The sequence below is a fragment of the Nostoc sp. FACHB-110 genome, from assembly GCF_014697425.1.
GTDB lineage: Bacteria > Cyanobacteriota > Cyanobacteriia > Cyanobacteriales > Nostocaceae > Nostoc_B.
Genome location: NZ_JACJRU010000005.1, coordinates 92,138 through 106,584, shown reverse-complemented (window position 1 = coordinate 106,584; position 14,447 = coordinate 92,138). Strand labels below are relative to the sequence as shown.

Annotated in this window: 15 protein-coding genes; 5 read left to right on the top strand and 10 right to left on the bottom strand. The window is 39.4% G+C overall.

The window, feature by feature from the left end; all coding sequences use genetic code 11:
• Positions 1-16 precede the first annotated feature (16 nt).
• The 3 genes from H6G69_RS07480 to H6G69_RS07470 all read left to right on the top strand — a co-directional run bounded on the left by H6G69_RS07480 (position 17) and on the right by H6G69_RS07470 (position 1,925).
• The gene (locus tag H6G69_RS07480) at positions 17-619 is read left to right on the top strand and encodes a carbonic anhydrase (protein WP_190684004.1); all 603 of its coding nucleotides are present in this window, start codon (positions 17-19) and stop codon (positions 617-619) included.
• A gap of 30 nt (positions 620-649) precedes the next feature.
• Positions 650-1,216, top strand: coding sequence for an NADPH-dependent FMN reductase (ssuE, locus tag H6G69_RS07475; RefSeq protein WP_190684000.1), 567 nt, complete (start codon positions 650-652; stop codon positions 1,214-1,216).
• 373 nt (positions 1,217-1,589) lie between these two features.
• On the top strand, positions 1,590-1,925 hold the full coding sequence (locus tag H6G69_RS07470; RefSeq protein ID WP_190683999.1) for a helix-turn-helix transcriptional regulator: 336 nt from the start codon (positions 1,590-1,592) through the stop codon (positions 1,923-1,925).
• 52 nt (positions 1,926-1,977) lie between these two features.
• On the opposite strand, the gene H6G69_RS07465 is transcribed toward H6G69_RS07470, so the two are convergent.
• From H6G69_RS07465 to H6G69_RS07450, 4 genes are all read right to left on the bottom strand, one after another.
• Positions 1,978-2,742 (bottom strand): prolipoprotein diacylglyceryl transferase family protein, encoded by a 765-nt coding sequence (locus H6G69_RS07465; RefSeq protein WP_190683996.1) that lies wholly within the window; start codon positions 2,740-2,742, stop codon positions 1,978-1,980.
• Between the two features lie 52 nt (positions 2,743-2,794).
• Positions 2,795-3,340, bottom strand: coding sequence for an RNA 2'-phosphotransferase (locus H6G69_RS07460; RefSeq protein ID WP_190683993.1), 546 nt, complete (start codon positions 3,338-3,340; stop codon positions 2,795-2,797).
• Positions 3,322-4,629: an amino acid permease gene (locus H6G69_RS07455; RefSeq protein WP_190683991.1), complete on the bottom strand. Its 1,308-nt coding sequence runs from the start codon at positions 4,627-4,629 to the stop codon at positions 3,322-3,324. The genes H6G69_RS07460 and H6G69_RS07455 overlap by 19 nt, the downstream gene beginning before the upstream one ends.
• A gap of 249 nt (positions 4,630-4,878) precedes the next feature.
• The gene (locus H6G69_RS07450) at positions 4,879-5,853 is read right to left on the bottom strand and encodes a threo-3-hydroxy-L-aspartate ammonia-lyase (RefSeq protein ID WP_190683987.1); all 975 of its coding nucleotides are present in this window, start codon (positions 5,851-5,853) and stop codon (positions 4,879-4,881) included.
• 218 nt (positions 5,854-6,071) lie between these two features.
• Between H6G69_RS07450 and H6G69_RS07445 the strand changes: the two genes are divergently transcribed.
• Positions 6,072-6,353 (top strand): hypothetical protein, encoded by a 282-nt coding sequence (locus H6G69_RS07445; RefSeq protein ID WP_190683985.1) that lies wholly within the window; start codon positions 6,072-6,074, stop codon positions 6,351-6,353.
• Here the strand turns inward: H6G69_RS07445 and H6G69_RS07440 are convergent.
• Both H6G69_RS07440 and H6G69_RS07435 read right to left on the bottom strand, forming a co-directional pair.
• Positions 6,350-7,552 carry an AAA family ATPase gene (locus H6G69_RS07440; protein ID WP_190683982.1) on the bottom strand — a complete coding sequence of 401 codons (1,203 nt, stop codon included), beginning with the start codon at positions 7,550-7,552 and terminating at the stop codon, positions 6,350-6,352. The two genes, H6G69_RS07445 and H6G69_RS07440, sit on opposite strands and share 4 nt — an antisense overlap.
• 778 nt (positions 7,553-8,330) lie before the next feature.
• Complete coding sequence (locus tag H6G69_RS07435) at positions 8,331-8,570, bottom strand: hypothetical protein (RefSeq protein ID WP_190683980.1); 240 nt, start codon at positions 8,568-8,570, stop codon at positions 8,331-8,333.
• A gap of 9 nt (positions 8,571-8,579) precedes the next feature.
• On the opposite strand from H6G69_RS07435, the gene H6G69_RS07430 reads away from it, so the two are divergent.
• A complete protein-coding gene (locus H6G69_RS07430) occupies positions 8,580-9,035 on the top strand; it encodes a response regulator (RefSeq protein WP_190683977.1) in 456 nt (151 codons plus the stop codon).
• Between the two features lie 241 nt (positions 9,036-9,276).
• Here the strand turns inward: H6G69_RS07430 and H6G69_RS07425 are convergent, their stop codons facing one another.
• From H6G69_RS07425 to H6G69_RS07410, 4 genes are all read right to left on the bottom strand, one after another.
• Complete coding sequence (locus tag H6G69_RS07425) at positions 9,277-10,404, bottom strand: HAMP domain-containing sensor histidine kinase (RefSeq protein WP_190683975.1); 1,128 nt, start codon at positions 10,402-10,404, stop codon at positions 9,277-9,279.
• A gap of 23 nt (positions 10,405-10,427) precedes the next feature.
• Positions 10,428-11,762, bottom strand: a complete 1,335-nt coding sequence (locus H6G69_RS07420) for a hybrid sensor histidine kinase/response regulator (RefSeq protein ID WP_190683973.1) — start codon at positions 11,760-11,762, stop codon at positions 10,428-10,430.
• A gap of 253 nt (positions 11,763-12,015) precedes the next feature.
• A complete protein-coding gene (locus H6G69_RS07415) occupies positions 12,016-12,447 on the bottom strand; it encodes a response regulator (protein WP_190683970.1) in 432 nt (143 codons plus the stop codon).
• A 270-nt stretch (positions 12,448-12,717) separates the two neighbouring features.
• Positions 12,718-14,265 carry an ATP-binding protein gene (locus tag H6G69_RS07410; RefSeq protein WP_190683967.1) on the bottom strand — a complete coding sequence of 516 codons (1,548 nt, stop codon included), beginning with the start codon at positions 14,263-14,265 and terminating at the stop codon, positions 12,718-12,720.
• Between the last annotated feature and the right edge of the window lie 182 nt (positions 14,266-14,447).

Below are 14,447 nucleotides of genomic sequence, written 5' to 3'. Positions count from 1 at the left end.
TGGGAGATTAGCCGCTATGTTACATCAACAAATTGACGAACAAATTGCCCAAAAAGAAGCTTGGGCGTTGCGGCGACAATTGGGCATACCCAACAATAAACGCTTGTGGGTATTAGCCTGCATGGATGAACGTTTACCAGTAGAAAAAGCCTTGGGAATTGGCGAAGGCGACGCACATATTTTTCGTAATGCTGGCGGGTTAGTGACAGATGATGCCATTCGGTCAGCAATGTTAACCACACAGTTTTTTAACACCAAAGAAATTATTGTGATTAATCATACCGAGTGCGGCATGATGAGTGCTTCTGGAGACTTTCTCAGTGAAGTGTTACGCAGCCGAGGGATCGATGTGGATGCAGTTGCAGTTGACCCCGCCTTACCAGAGTTGAAACTACCCAAAGGTGTATTTTCCAAATGGATTAAAACCTTTACCGATGTGGACGAAATCTGCAAACAGCAGGTGGAATTGCTACGTCAATCTCCGTTGATTCCCGATGATGTGGTGATTCATGGCTACATTTGGGAAGTGGAGACAATGAGTTTACGCCGCCCCTACGAACGTTTGAGTGAGAAGGTCAACACAGCCGAGGCTATGCAGACCAAGACAAAATCACCATGAATTAATTGTATAAATTAGGAGTGTATTTACATGACTCGGATTTTAGCGATCGCTGGTAGTCCTTCCCATCCTTCCAGAACCTACGGAATTTTGGAATATGCCGCCAAACTATTAGAAAAAGAAGGTCTACACATAGATATTATTTCTGTGCGCGATTTACCTGCGGAAGATTTGGTATTTGGCAAGTATGACAGCCCCGCCTTAGAACAACCCAAAGCTTTATTAGCCCAAGCCGACGGCGTAATTATTGCCACCCCAATCTACAAAGCTGCTTATACAGGCATACTCAAAGCATTTTTAGACTTACTCCCGCAAAAATCATTGACAGGCAAAGTCGTGTTACCTCTGGCAACTGGCGGCACAATTGCCCATTTGTTAGCTATTGAATATGCCCTCAAACCCATCTTAGGTGAGTTAGGCGCACGGCATATTCTCGCCACCGTGTATGCAGTCGATAAACAAATTCAAAAGCAACCCGATGATAGCGTCCTGCTAGATGAAGAACTCGAACAAAGGCTCAAAGACGTGCTGCAAGAATTCGTCAAAGCCGTGAAATTCTCCGCAATTGAATCTCCACAACTAGCACACGCTAACTAACACACAAGTTTATACCTCCGCTTACTTGTTACAGATGGGTAGATTTTATCCATCTGTTTCTTTCTATTTGTGCCTATGGGTGATACCGTTTCACTTTAAGTTTGATGCAAATAGACCGCAAGGGGGCAGGGTGCAGGGGGCAAGGGGAAAGAAGTATGTATCATTTTTTTCGTGAAATGGTGTGAGACATCAACTACAACTGAATTACTACAGCTTGCGATCGCACAAATTGAAAAATTACCACCAGAAGAATAAAATGCGATCGCAACCCGTCTTCTACCTGCACTAAAAGACGAGCAAAATTGAAAAATAGTTTATATTTGAGCTTTTTTGATCACAATAGAAATAGGCACTTTCAGCAAAATCAAGTTTCATGCAATCTTCTACCTCGACTATTCCCCATTTAATTGCTGCGGCTTTTCATGCACTTTCCGATCCTCTGCGAATTAATGTGCTGGAATTACTGCGACAGCGAGAATTATGTGTGTGTGATTTATGTGATGCTTTGGAGGTAAGTCAGTCAAAACTGTCGTTTCATCTCAAAACTCTGAAGGAAGCTGGCTTAGTTAACTCGCGCCAAGAAGGAAGATGGATTTACTATAGTTTAAATATTGCGCAATTTAACGCTTTAGAAAAATATCTAGCCGGATTTCGCAATATTCATACAATTCCCTCTGCACTTCCTTGCTGTGATTCAGGGCGAGATTAATTTGTTGATTTTAAGTTGGACAAAAAGCCAAAATAGATGAATCCTTACCTTTTCAATTCTTGTTTTTAACCTCTGTACGTTTGCGATAACTGAATACTTGAGGAATACTCCGGCAATAATATATTAGTGTTACTAAACAAGCAAGCTGAATAAAACTAATACCAAAAAGAGGATGGAAATCTGGCTTGATAAAATCAATTAAAAATCGAAAACTTAAATAAGAAAGTAAATAAAACTTAAATAAATCGCCATTTTGATATTGATAGCGGCGACGGAGTTTTAATAAAAATATTAAACAGATTAAAAATAAAATTTCATATAATTGTGTAGGGTGACGCAAAATGCCATCACCAAAATCGATGCCCCAAGGTAATGTAGTGGCAATTCCATAAGTGCGATCGCTCAACCCTGTTAAAAAACAACCTACTCTACCAATTGCTGTCCCAACAATCAAGGGAATGGCAAAAACATCGCCCGTTGATTCTCTAATTCCGACAATTTTTTTGGTAATTTCTACACCAATTAATCCCCCTAAAAGCGCACCAACTACTGTTTTTCCCTGCACCAGAATTAATAATAATTGTTGGGGATTTTGCCAAGTTAAATCTATATGTTGTAATCCGACTAATACCTTTGCGCCAATTAAAGCTCCAACCATACCACCAAGCATAACAAAACTGCGTTGGCTCGGTGCGATCGCATCTTTTTTCACATTCCGCAATAACAAACGAAAGGCAACAGTATAAGCTAAAGATTCAAATAAAATATGCGGATGAATCCGCAATGAACCTAACCAAAAATAAACAGGAAAATTCACAATTTACTTAGCTCAGTGATAGATTGTTCTCACGCCCAGTAGTTCGTTAATTTTAAATTCTCTGTAGATATTCAGGTGGCACGGCATCTACTAACCAAACACCATTATCGGAGCAGTAAAAAGTATAACCTGCTTGATGCATAGCAGCTGCATCCACAGCAAAAACTACAGGTTTACCATGCCTTGTGCCAACAGTTTTGGCTGTAGCAATATCTCGTGATAAATGGACATGATGACGAGACATTTTGCACAGTCCTGTTTGTAAAATCGACTCGACTGATTTTTCTCCTGTACCGTGATACAAAATATCTGGCGGGACAACAGCTAGCAATTGTAAATCAACTTCTACGCTGTGTCCTTGGTTAGCGCGGATGAGATTACCTGTAGAGTCAAAGGAAAAACGTTTTTTATCACTCGTGGCGACGACTGCGGCTAACTCGTCACGGCTAATTGGAAACTGATGTTGAGCGCAAGCTGCTAAAAGTTCATCCACTTTTACCCAGCCACCAGCCGCCAGTGTAATTCCGAGACTTTCTGGTTGGTGGCGTAAATGTTTACTCAAAAATTTACTAATTTTGACTAGGCGTTGATTATCCATAAAGCAATAATTTGTTTCAAAATAATGCCGCAAGCGACACTAATCATCATAATTAATGTGAGCTTGCCACCAGGGACAAGTTGATTTCTGTGTTGCAGTTGTTGACGTTGCTTCCACGTTGCTAAGGCGGGGATGATGCCGCCTAAAATAGAGATGCTAAATGTACCCGCAAAATCTAAAGCTGCAAAGAAAATATTGGGATTAATTGCGCCTAAACTCATTGGTGGTAACAATATCAACGAATATAAAGGTAAGCGATGAGTTGTTTGTGTTTGGGCTGTTGGCGAAATATCTTTAAATAAATCCAGCAAGCCGTACACAAAGCCAATAAAAGATGTGGCGATCGCAAACTCTGAAAAGATAGATACTAATACCCCTAACCATTCTCCACCACTACCAGCCCGTAAAACTTGCAGTGGATCGAACACAGCTTGATTCACACTATTAATCATATCAGGACTGACACTACCCAAAATCACTGCATTCCAAGCCAAAAACATGATTAAAGGTATTGCCGAACCAATAGTGATGGACTGACGAATCTTTTGGCTATCTCCTTCTAGCTGGGTGACGACAACTGGCACAACGTTATGATAAAAAAGTGCCACTAACATCACTGGTATTGCTGTCCCTAAAGCATTCCAGTCTTGAAATAAAAAATGTACAGTCTTAATTTGGGTAATTCCCAACAGTAATAATCCTAAAAAAGATGCCAAGACAATTCCCACAAAGGCGTTATTTAATTTTTCGATTAACTTTTCTCTGCCTAAATACATAATGCCGCCAAATAGCAGCGTAAAGGCAACTGTTCCCACCCAGCTAGGTAGAATTTGCATACCCCACAGATGGGCAACCGCAGATATCAAAATATCTCCGCCTTGGGTGATATAAGCTACTAGTAAGGCATAATGCAAAAATAAATATGCGCCGCCAAAAATTCGTGCTCCTGCCTGACCGAGGGTATTTTCTACCATTGTTAACAAACCTACACTCGGACGGCCTGCCAAACGCATGGTATTAATGCTGACTTCGGCAATTAATAACCCGGAAATTAAAGCATACAACCACACGGCAATTAGTAAAACTGTAGAAGGTATGACACCAGAAGGCAATGTTACCGCAGGTAAGGCCAAAATTCCTGCGCCAACAGTTGTGCCTGCAATTAAGGCTGTGCTTCCTAACACACTACCTGGTTGATGAGTCAGTTGGTTGCCATCAACTTTCAGGTGAGAAAACAATCGCGTGACTTCTGCTTGCGGTGCGGAAAAAGCAGTCTTGATTGTGGTCATACTGCAAAGAAAGTGTTAATTTATGTAACTATTTATCTTAGCAAAAACCTAGAAACAAACCCCAGAGGCGCAAAGAAGCCAGTGCGTTGTATTTCCTGACTCCCTCAGTGGCGCAACAGAGGTATATAGCAGTTGAAGCATAGATTAGGACTATGTTGATTGCTAAAACTCATGAGAATACCGAGTTTATACTCAGCACTCAGCACTGAGCACTCAGCACTTTGCTATAAAACTTTATTCAACTAGCCTCTATTCCCTAACCTCTAGCTTCTTACATATTTGTGCTAAATCGACGTTACCACCGCTAATAATTACACCAACTCTCGCGCCTGGTGCTTTGACGACACCTTCAAATAAAGCGGCGGCGGCTAATGCACCTGTAGGTTCGACAACTATTTTGAGGCGTTCCCAAATGAAAAACATTGCGTTAATAATGGCGGTTTCTGAGACTGTCACCATATCGTCAACGTAATTTAAAACTAGAGGAAACGTGAGTTTACCTAAACTGGGTGTCCGCACACCATCGGCAATTGTCTGCGGATTGGTCACAGTTTGCAGGGTTTTGCTGTGGAAGGAACGAGTGGCATCATCAGCGAGTTCTGGTTCGACTCCAATGACTTTGGCATTGGGTAAAAGTGCTTTGGTAGCCATCGCACAACCAGAAATCAATCCCCCACCCCCACAACAGACTAATAATAAATCCAGTTGACCAACTTCTTGAATTAGTTCTAAGGCTGTGGTTCCTTGTCCGGCGATGATGTGGGGATGATCGTAAGGGGGAATGAGGGTAAGATGACGATCGCTTGCTAGGCTTTTAGTTAATTTTTCGCGATCGCTTTCTTGGCGATTATATAAAATTACTTCTGCACCATAGCCACGAGTTGCTTGTTGCTTGACTGCTGGGGCATCGTCTGGCATAACGATTGTCGTAGGAATATGGAGTAATTTTCCTGCTAAAGCGATCGCTTGAGCATGATTACCAGAAGAGAAGGTGATTACACCTTTTTGCTGTTGTTCCGGGGATAGCTGCGATAAGGCATTATACGCACCACGAAATTTAAATGCGCCTGTGCGTTGAAAGTTTTCACATTTAAAAAATACTTGGCTTTGGGTGCGATCGTTAACCGTTCTCGAAGTGAGTATCGGTGTACGGTGGGCAATTCCCGCCAGTCTTGCTTGTGCGGCTGTGATATCGTCGATAGTGACAGAGTTTTGTTGTGACATGAGTGTAGGTGTTAATTTCAGCTATCACTTCATCTACTACCAGAAATAAATATAAATGTCTCTTGTGGAACAGGAAAAATTCTTGGATTAGATTAATAAATGTATATGAACAAAGTACCAATGATTGATATTGTTTTCACAATATCTGAGTAATTATGCAAGCATCTTTTAGGGACAATCAAGCACAAAAAATACCTAAAAGGACTCGGACTACGATCATGATTGCTGTGGTTGAATCTATTCAAGAGTGCAAGCAAGTAGCGATCGTGGCTGAATTCCCGGGAGAGTGTGGCTTAGAAATGCTCAAAGGTTGCTTGGAAGATGAAGCACAAGGCTGGTCTGACCAGCAATTTCAACATTGGTTTGAAAGCCTGGAAGTTAAATATGGCCAGCGCAGCCCTTTGGGGATTTCGATGATTAGTTTGTACAGAAGTGTGATGATCCTAATTAATACTTGCGATCGCCAGTTAAAAATAGAACAAACTTTTCCCTCACCTTAAACAAATCGCTGGGTAAATTCGGCAATTAAATCTACTCGCCCTTTGCGTAACATTGCCGGGTCTAATCTTTCGGTAGTGTTGCAAGTCATTAACACAACTAATCGCTGTTTCATTTGAATCCCAGAGTCATCAATGACGCTTTGATATAAAGTGCCATCTAACAAACTTAAAATATGTTCAGTTTTATTATTAGATTGGGCAATTTCTGAAGCCCGATTTTGGGCTAAGTTATCAGCTTCATTAATAATGATGCAGATTTTTTCTAAATAAGTTGGCGGGACAAAATTAGCGATCGCATCATGATCCAAAATAAATATGACATAGCCCAAAGGCATCAAAATTTCTTTGGCAACGGCTTGTGTCCAAGCGGTTTTCCCTGTACCTGGTTCGCCATGTACCACCACTGCTAACTGATTTTGATTCAGTACTGCTTGCTGTAATGCGTCGGTGAAACTTTGAATTTCTGGGGGAAAGGTGCGAATGGGAAATTGGCTGTGGACTTTACCCACTCGGCTTTGATAGCCACTTAACATCACGGCTAAATCATAGGTGGCTTTGTTGACTAGTGGTGCTAAATCTGTCGCCATTAAAGTATACTGTCGCCGTCCGCGATCGTATGGTTCAATTTGCAGCCAGATATCATAAATTTCCCAATAAGCTGAAACTGTATTAATCACATCTAGCCGTTCCCAACTGATGAATTTTTCCGTTGGTAAATAAAAATCTCTTTCAGAATAATATTGGGTAATAAAATCAGGACGACCTAAAATTTGTAAAACTCGTAAAACTGTAATTTCTTGTAGGCGATTTAAAACATAATCAATAGGGATACTGTTACGGCTCACAAATTGTAATATCGGTGTTTCGGTACTTAAAACCTCTTTATACCGATGATCTGGCGATTGGGGATCAGGCGTAATATAATTCCAAAACTTCTCTATTTCATACCGGGTATTTTCCGAGGCAACACTTAATAAGTTAGCCCACCAAGTATAATTATTTCTGCCTAATACTTCGGCAAAGGTACTAGCTACATTAAAGGTTTTTTGGGTTAATTCTTTAGTATCATTTTGCGCTAAATCCCATAAAAAATTCCAATCTAAATCTCTTTGTAATGGTCGCCAGCCACTAGTAAGTAAGTTTTGTTTTTTGTGATTATTGGATGTACTGTCGTTGCCGTTAAAATAATCAAATTCCATATTTGTATGTATCAGGCTGTTGTTTCGTTCAGCTTGGCTAAGAGGTGAGATCAGAAGGTTTAAAAAGTTTTCTTGTACTATAAACTACTTGTATAGAAGTTGCCATATCAACAATTCTGTTATACTACATTGTAGTATTTAACGTCAGATGCGTCAATTCCTGGTTTTTTGTAGTCAAAATATGGCTGAAGTGAAAATTAGCGGGAGCACGCTGGTTTAAGGATAAGCGAAAGTTGGCTGAAAAACGTCGGTAATCAGATTTCTGGTGTTCCTAGCGCGTACATTTCTTTACTAAAGGAACCTAATGTGAAAGTGGTAGCTGAAAAATTACCAAGCTACCTAGGTAATTATCATGATTTGGCTAATATCTATTTACTGCCAAAGTTGAGATGCTCGGGATGAGCAGTGTATTAAGTTTTAATTAGCAAACCTGCGATTGTTTTTATGAATAATTAATAACTAAATCTGGCGGATAAATCTGCCCAAAGGCTTGGAAAATAAGCTCATTTAGCAGATAGAATTATCTTAGGGAAGAAAGAAAGCTTGATTATAATACTCCTGGGATAGATTTTTCTTTTCCAATGACAACACAATTATAAATTGTCGTTACAAAGACCAGAGATTAATAGTTGAATTTGTTGTTTCTACAACTTCATTTTTGCTAATAAAACTTAAATTTTTGTAGTTGATAGCTGGCGATCGTTTTTAGCCTCACCAAGCATTTATACTTATTAGCTTTGCTCGGCATTTTCCGGAAACAGCCGCCCTATATAGACGATCATAGCGGATGGTTTCCTAGATGAATAGAGGATGAGCCTTTGCCAAAAAAATTCTGTAATTTTGCGTATAATCGAAAAGTATCTGCTAAATCAATGAAGTTAAGTTTTAATTTTTCCACATTCCAAGATGCAATCGCAAAACAGTCGCTAATTTTTTCGCTCCATCCTATCCCTTGTGGGATAGTTCGTCTGCCATCGCCAACAAGCAAACAAGACGATAAATCCCAATTGATTTTCATGGAAAAAAGATGTACACAGCACATTCCCTCAGCAATGATACAAAGCAACAAAACTGTCAGCAGCCGTTAATTTTAGCGGTGGAAGATAACGATGATAATCTTTTGCTGATTAGTTATGCGCTGGAGTCACTCGGCTGTAGATTCATCTGCCAAACAGACAGTAAATCAACTGTTGTGGTTGCTAAAGAATATCAGCCAGACCTAATTATGTTAGATATTTTATTACCAACTTTTAATGGCATTGATGTTGTACGTCATCTAAAGCGAGAACCACTCACGCATCACATTCCTGTATTAGCTGTAACAGCTTTAGCAACTCGAGAAGATAGACAACAAATTCTCACAGCAGGTTTTAACGACTATATTAGTAAACCATTTCTGTTGGAAGATTTAGAAGCAGTTGTACGCCGTTTGTTATGCGGCAAACTAGAGCCTTATTCTAGTTATGGATTATGTCAGGATTAAAGTTTAGTCAGGCAAAAGATAACAGTAAAAAATTCACTACTGAGCTTGGAAATTTCAGGAGTTAACTTTTGTTCTTTAGCTTTTGACTTTTAACTTCACTCTAGTCACCTTCTAAGCTGATGTGCATTCAAGTTGCAGAATTTGAATTGTTGGTAAAAACTTCAAACCCTCTCCCCTGCTCCCATGCTGTCTAAACAAGCAAATTAAGTGCTTAACAGCTTACTCACAATCGTGGATACTGTCACATATTTTTTGGTAGTTTGACTGTAAACACGCTACCTTTACCCAGTTCCGAAGATAAAGTAATATTCCCGCCGTGGGCTTCAGCAATTCTATGGGATAAATGCAGTCCTAAGCCGCTACCAGAGCGTTTATTTCTGCCTTGACGAAATCGTTCAAAAATAGTTGCTTGGTCTTCAGGCGCAATGCCATAACCAGTATCTTCTACAGCAATTTTCACCCAGTTTTTTTCTGAAGAATTGTTGTTTTCGGTGAGGCGAATGGTAATACCGCCTGTGTCAGTAAATTTGATGGCATTACCCAAGAGGTTATTAAAAATTCGGCGTAATTCTAAGGCATCACCCATCACAAAACCAGGATCTTTTTGATTAGGTTCTAAACCGCTAGTATCAACTTTTACTGTTAAATTTTTCTCGTTCGCTAGTGGCGCGAGTTCGCTGACTACTTCTTGAACTATTTCTGGTAAGTTGCAGACTTCATCATTAAAGGTCTTTTTCCCAGCTTCCATCCGATAGACTTCTAGCAAGGTATTAACCATCTGCATTAAGTTTTGATTGCTGCGAATCATGACTGAGATAGCTTGTTTCATTTCGGGCGAAATTTTGCAAAATGTTTCTTGTTGAAACAAACCCAGCATTCGATCAGCCGCAACTAAGGGGGTGCGTAAATCATGAGTCAGACGAGACACAAAGTCTTCTCGTTGACGAGCCATTTTTTGTTGTTCGTCTAAACTTTTTTTCAGCCGCATTAACGAGCGCACTCTCGCTAATAATTCATCTGTATCGAATGGTTTGCGAATAAAATCATCCGCACCCGCATCTAATCCTTCCACCACACTGGATTCATGAAAGGCTGTAATTAAAAGAATGGGAATATAGTTTTTCAGAAAAGCAGGGTTTTTGCGAATGCGATTTGTGACTTCATAACCATCCATTCCCGGCATCATCACATCCAGCAGAATTAAATCCGGTGGGGTTTGTTCAACATATTTCAAAGCTGAGATGCCATCTGAGACAATATCAACCTCATAGTCTTCACTTTCTAGAATCGTTTGCACCAAAATGAGATTATCTCTAGTGTCATCGACAGCCAGAATTTTACCCTTGTTAGATTGTTCCACTACAGACATGATTGATTAATTTAGATCCTAATTTATAGTTTTAAGTTTGTATGTCTTATTGAAGCTCGGCGCGGCGGAGAGGATGAATGATGAGGGTTATGAGCCGAGAAAAAAATATTTTCTCCATCCATGTTTAAAGCCGGGATTTTTCCGGCTCCGCTTTTGGGTGATATTTGTCTTGGTAGTTCAATGCGGAACAGAGAACCGATGCCTAACTGACTTTCCAAAAATATTTTGCCATTCATCATTCGCACCAAAGAATCAATGATTGCCAAACCCAATCCTGTACCTGCATATTTACGCGTGAGGGTTTGATCAACTTGACGAAAAGCTTCAAATATATGTTTAGAATCTTTAGCGGATATGCCAATACCTGTATCACGGACAGCGATCACAATAACATTATCTGATATTTCCTGAATTTCTACCCAGACCCCACCTGTTTCTGTAAATTTAATCGCATTTGATAACAAGTTAATTAAAATTTGCCGGATTCGTACTGGGTCATTAAATACCCAAGTATTTTGTAATTGAATATCTAATTCTAAAGTAATTTTTTTCGCTTCTGCTAACGAATTCATTTCGCCAACAGTCGTATTGACTACTGTTGTTAAGTCAAATAATTCTGGTTTTAATTCTAGTCTTCCTGCTTCTAATTTAGAAAAATCTAACACTTCATTTAATAACATCAGCAAGTGCTTACCGTTATTTAAAATCCTTTCTACCATGTCGGTTTGCTGTTCGGTCAAATGTCCAAATTTTGGACGCAATAATATTTGCGAAAACCCAATAATGGCATTCATCGGAGTTCGCAATTCATGGGACATCGTAGCCAAAAATTGCGATTTTAATCTAGATGCTTCTAATAACTTTAAATTTTGGAGTTGAATTTGTTGACGTTGTTTTTCTAATTCTTGATTTTTGCGAATTAGTTGCTCGTGGCTTTCTTTTAATTGCTGAAGTGCCAGTGTAGCTTGCATTTCGGCGCGGTGTACTCTGATGGCATTGCGTAAAATCTGCGCTAATGCTTCTGAAGATACGCGAGATTTGGCAAGATAATCTGTAGCACCTGCTTTCATCAACTCGACCGCAATTTGTTCATCGCCTTGCGAGGTAAGAACGACTAAAGGAACTTTGATTTCTGATGCACGTAGCCTGTTGATCAGTGTCAAACCATCTTGATCTGGTAAGCGATAATCTAAAAAAATACAGTCATAGGTGGTATGCTGCACAGCTAATAGTGCCTCATTTCCATTACCAGCCTCAGACAGTTCCATTTTGACACCTGCTTGAGCCAAGGCTCGACGGACTGCCATCCGGTCTACGTCGTCATCGTCTACAACCAAAATTCTTAAGGTCTCTTCCATCTGCTTTTCTTTTCACTGTCCTATGCGGGTTGATGTGTATCATTTCTATTTTTAGACTATCCAACTAAACAATTTTAGATTTGAGATAGAGTTAGGAATTGATTAATTTTAAAGTTAACAGATTTTAATAACAGTATTAAATATTATATATGGATTTTCATCCAATTTTTATTTTTAAATTTTATGAGGTGCATTTATCTTTATCTCCCCACTGACTGTTAATATATGTTGATGAAGTTATAGTTTGGCGATTTTAGGGAATTTCACACAATAGCCAATATTTATTTAGTGTGGCCATCATTTCCACAAAACTATTAAATGTTACGGGTTTGAGGATGTAGCCAGCAACATTTAAGTTATAAGCTTCTACTCTATCTTGGTCTTGGTTGGAAGTTGTCATCACAACTACCGGAGTGGCGCGCAATTTGGGATCGGCGCGTAATTCTTGCAGGAATTCAATGCCGCCCATTTTTGGCATATTTAAATCTAATAAAATTAACCGCCGTTCTGGTGGAACTTTGGGGGGTTGATGATTCTGGCTCCGCAACATTGCTAATGCTTCAATGCCATTGCTAGCTAGATAAAGTGGGTTAGTAATATTGACTTTCTTGAACGCCCGTTTGACATTCATAATATCAACTTCATCATCCTCCACAAGTAGTATGTTAATCAGTCTTTCTAGCATCTTTGTCAATTAAATAGTTTAGTTTTTTTAAAATTTCTTTCTCAAATTCAATTATTAAAATAAAATAGATTATTAGTTGTTAATTACTTATTATTCATTTATAATCCGTTATTAACAACATAATATTTAGGTAATAACTACATAGTAAAGTTAAAGCCAGAGGCTTCCCAAGCTCACTATGATTGTAAATGAGCTTAGTAATCCCTGTCCTCAGTCATTAGTGAGAGTTATAGGCACGTATCTTGTATCATAGGCTGGAGCGGTGTAACGCTAGAATTGTTTAGGCCAAGTAAAGTAAAAGCTGCTGCCCACTCCGACTTGAGAATCAAGATGAATCGTCCCCCCTTCAGTCTCGACAATTTTCTTGACGATCGCTAAACCAATACCAGTACTTTCCTTGCGATCGCGTGCTTCTAAAGTTTGAAAAATGCTAAATATTTTGTGGTGATACTCTTGGGATATGCCAGGGCCATCATCCGCAACCGTAAATTTGTAGTATCTCCCTTGCTCTTGGACAGAAATTGTGACTTGGCCATCAGGGCGGGAGTGATGTTTGATAGCGTTTTCGATCAAATTTGTAAATACTTGTTGTAAAGGAATTCGCTTGGTTGTGAAAGTAGGCATTCCCTCTGCCACTTTCATCTGAAAACTTAAGGGGCGTTCTAAGGAATCAATGACTTCTTGTAACAACTCTTGGAGATTAACTACAGATAAATCTGTATGAATTTGTCCAACACGCGAGTATTCTAATAAGCCATTAATCAGCCCTTCCATCCGATGTACTCGACCGCGCAATAAGTTTAGCTGATGCTGGTTTTCTGGCGAAAGTTGACCGGCTAAGTCTTCTTCTAACCATTCGGAAATACTCGCAATCGCGCGCAGGGGGGCTTTTAAATCATGAGAAGTGACATAGGCAAATTGATCTAATTCCTGATTGCGCTTTTGTAACATCGCTGTAGTTTGCGTCAGGATAGTGTTTAATCTGGTGAGTTCTTCGGCGCGTTGTTGAAGTGCTAATTCGGTTTGTTTGCGATCGCTAATATCAATACAGGAACCAATAAACCCCGCAAAAATCCCATCACTAGCAAAATGGGGTGTACCTTTATCTAAAATCCAGCGATATTCGCCATCAAATCGCCGCAGTCGATACTCCATCGCAAAGGGCGATCTCGCCTCAAAAGCATCTGTATAAGTATTTATACATTGCTCCACATCTTCAGGATGTACAGCTTCTGTCCAACCATGACCAAACTCTTGTACAATGGTGCGACCAGTAAATTCTAACCAGCTTTTATTAAAAAAATTAAATAATTTATCTACACCAGACATCCAAATCATCACCGGAGCTTGATCAACCATGATGCGGAATCTAGCTTCACTATCAAAGATAGTAGCAATATCTTCAACCACACCAGGGTCTGCTTCAGCAAGGCTGTGACCTTCTAAGATTAAAAAAATCACCTTGCCTTGTTGATTCCTGATGGGTTTAATCAAGAATTCACAGGTCAAAGAGCGATCGCCATTGCCTAAAATTTCAACTTGAGAATCTACGCATTCACCTGCTGCTGCACGGTAAATAGCTGCTTGCAATTTTTTTTGGGTAAGCTTTGAGTTCCGCCATCGCCAAGCTGACCACAATGGACGACCAATTACTTCACTACTATTAAGTCCACTAAAATTTAATGCTGAGTTATTAATTTCTAGAAGATTTCCATCTGGTTGCATTAATCCAATGAATTTAATCCCTTGATTAAAGATAGCTTTGGTAATTGCTTGAGGTTCTCCGAGAATAATTTCAATTTGTTGTGATTTGTTCATTTTTTGCAGCTTTTAAGCTTTCAAATTATTTTAATTATTGCGATAGGTTACAACTCCTCAACTAATGACATAATTCAATATTTGTGACAAATATTTCATATTTTATTGTAAGATAGCCATATATCCGGGGCTAGATTTTTACATCTATCCATTTAAAAACAATTCAAATTCCTACTTCTATC

Coding starts and splice junctions, on each gene's coding strand:
- H6G69_RS07480 (WP_190684004.1), top strand. CDS start 17: ATGTTACATCAACAAATTGACGAACAAATTGCCCAAAAAGAAGCTTGG.
- ssuE (WP_190684000.1), top strand. CDS start 650: ATGACTCGGATTTTAGCGATCGCTGGTAGTCCTTCCCATCCTTCCAGA.
- H6G69_RS07470 (WP_190683999.1), top strand. CDS start 1,590: ATGCAATCTTCTACCTCGACTATTCCCCATTTAATTGCTGCGGCTTTT.
- H6G69_RS07460 (WP_190683993.1), bottom strand. CDS start 3,340: ATGGATAATCAACGCCTAGTCAAAATTAGTAAATTTTTGAGTAAACAT.
- H6G69_RS07455 (WP_190683991.1), bottom strand. CDS start 4,629: ATGACCACAATCAAGACTGCTTTTTCCGCACCGCAAGCAGAAGTCACG.
- H6G69_RS07450 (WP_190683987.1), bottom strand. CDS start 5,853: ATGTCACAACAAAACTCTGTCACTATCGACGATATCACAGCCGCACAA.
- H6G69_RS07445 (WP_190683985.1), top strand. CDS start 6,072: ATGATTGCTGTGGTTGAATCTATTCAAGAGTGCAAGCAAGTAGCGATC.
- H6G69_RS07440 (WP_190683982.1), bottom strand. CDS start 7,552: ATGGAATTTGATTATTTTAACGGCAACGACAGTACATCCAATAATCAC.
- H6G69_RS07435 (WP_190683980.1), bottom strand. CDS start 8,570: ATGAAAATCAATTGGGATTTATCGTCTTGTTTGCTTGTTGGCGATGGC.
- H6G69_RS07430 (WP_190683977.1), top strand. CDS start 8,580: ATGTACACAGCACATTCCCTCAGCAATGATACAAAGCAACAAAACTGT.
- H6G69_RS07425 (WP_190683975.1), bottom strand. CDS start 10,404: ATGTCTGTAGTGGAACAATCTAACAAGGGTAAAATTCTGGCTGTCGAT.
- H6G69_RS07420 (WP_190683973.1), bottom strand. CDS start 11,762: ATGGAAGAGACCTTAAGAATTTTGGTTGTAGACGATGACGACGTAGAC.
- H6G69_RS07415 (WP_190683970.1), bottom strand. CDS start 12,447: ATGCTAGAAAGACTGATTAACATACTACTTGTGGAGGATGATGAAGTT.
- H6G69_RS07410 (WP_190683967.1), bottom strand. CDS start 14,265: ATGAACAAATCACAACAAATTGAAATTATTCTCGGAGAACCTCAAGCA.